The sequence below is a fragment of the Pseudomonas fluorescens genome, assembly GCF_902497875.1.
In the GTDB taxonomy this organism is placed as follows: Bacteria; Pseudomonadota; Gammaproteobacteria; order Pseudomonadales; family Pseudomonadaceae; genus Aquipseudomonas; species Aquipseudomonas fluorescens_BR.
The window spans coordinates 1-1,420 of the sequence record NZ_CABVHY010000139.1; the positions used below are offsets into that span (position 1 = coordinate 1).

The following is a 1,420-nucleotide window of genomic DNA, read 5'->3' on the forward strand; positions in this document are numbered from 1 at the left end:
AGGTCGAGCAGCGTCTGGACGCCGCGAAAGCCAAGTTGAAGCAATCTGCAGGTCTGTTGGGCAGCGATGGTTTGAGCTGGTCGCTGAGCTATGTTTCCGGTTTGCTGATCCTGTTGCGCGAAGGTCTGGAAGCGATTCTGGTCCTGGCGGCGATCCTGGCGTTCCTGCGTAACACCGGCCAGCAATCGGCAGTGCGCAGCGTCAACGTCGGCTGGGGTCTGGCGCTGGTGGCCGGTCTGGCGACCTGGGCGCTGGCGGCCTACGTGATCGATGTCAGCGGTGCCCAGCGTGAATTGCTGGAAGGTTGCACGGCGTTGTTCGCCAGCGTCATGGTGCTGTGGCTCGGTGTATGGATGCACGACCGCCGTCATGCGGCGGCCTGGCAGAATTACATCAAGAGCAGTCTGGTCAGTGGCGGCGGGCGTTTCGGCTTTGCGATCCTGGCGTTCTTCTCGGTTTACCGCGAGTTGTTCGAAGTAATCCTGTTCTACGAGACCCTTTGGCTGCAGTCGGGCCCTGCGGGACATAACGCCGTATTGGCCGGAGGTGCGACTGCGCTGGTGCTGTTGATCGGCCTGGCCTGGGTGATTTTGCGCGGCTCGGCGAAATTGCCCCTGGCGCTGTTCTTCGGGATCAACGCCGCACTGTTGTGTGCGCTGTCGGTGGTATTTGCCGGGCATGGGGTCAAAGCCTTGCAGGAAGCCGGGATCTTCGGCACCCGGCCGGTGGCGTTCTTTGACTTTGACTGGCTGGGGATCCACGCTGATGCCTATTCGCTGAGTGCTCAGGCCGTGGCGATTCTGGCGATCATCGTTCTTTACAGCCGTAGTCGCATGGCGGAGAAGCGGCGGGTGCGGGCTTCTTGATCTGATTGAAGCCGAAAGATTTCTGAGGGCAACAAAATATGCGTGTATGGATCGATGCCGATGCCTGCCCCAAGGCGGCGAAGGAGCAGGTGATCAAGTTTGCCTTGAAGCGTCAGTTCGAAGTGCTGCTGGTGGCGGGGCAGAGCCAGATCAAACCGGGCTATGCCTGCGTAAAGCTGATCGTGGTGCCCAGTGGCCCGGATGCGGCCGACGACTATCTGGTTGAACACGCGTTGCCCGGCGAACTGGTGATTTGCAGTGATGTGCCACTGGCCGATCGATTGATCAAGAAGGGCGTCGCCGCCCTCGATCCGCGCGGTAAGGAATTCGATCCACAGAACATGGGTGATCGGCTGGCGGTGCGCAACCTGTTCACCGACCTGCGCGATCAGGGCCAGATGGGCGGCGGCCCGCCGCCCCATGGCGAACGCGAGAAGCAGGCGTTCGCCAATTCTCTGGACCGGATCCTTACCCGGTTGATGCGCCAGACTTGAGCCTGACGCGGACCCGTGGCGAGGCGGCTTTTGTGGCGAGGGGGCTTGCCCCCCCTGGGC

At 61.8% G+C, this 1,420-nt stretch carries 2 protein-coding genes; both read left to right on the top strand.

The genetic code is table 11. From position 1 onward, the window contains the following. Nucleotides 1-866 (top strand): FTR1 family iron permease (locus tag F8N85_RS34230; RefSeq protein ID WP_150807688.1); only part of this gene is annotated, 866 nt, incomplete at its 5' end. A 38-nt stretch (nt 867-904) separates the two neighbouring features. After that, nucleotides 905-1,360 carry a YaiI/YqxD family protein gene (locus F8N85_RS34235; RefSeq protein ID WP_150806116.1) on the top strand — a complete coding sequence of 152 codons (456 nt, stop codon included), beginning with the start codon at nt 905-907 and terminating at the stop codon, nt 1,358-1,360. Nucleotides 1,361-1,420: the final 60 nt, after the last annotated feature.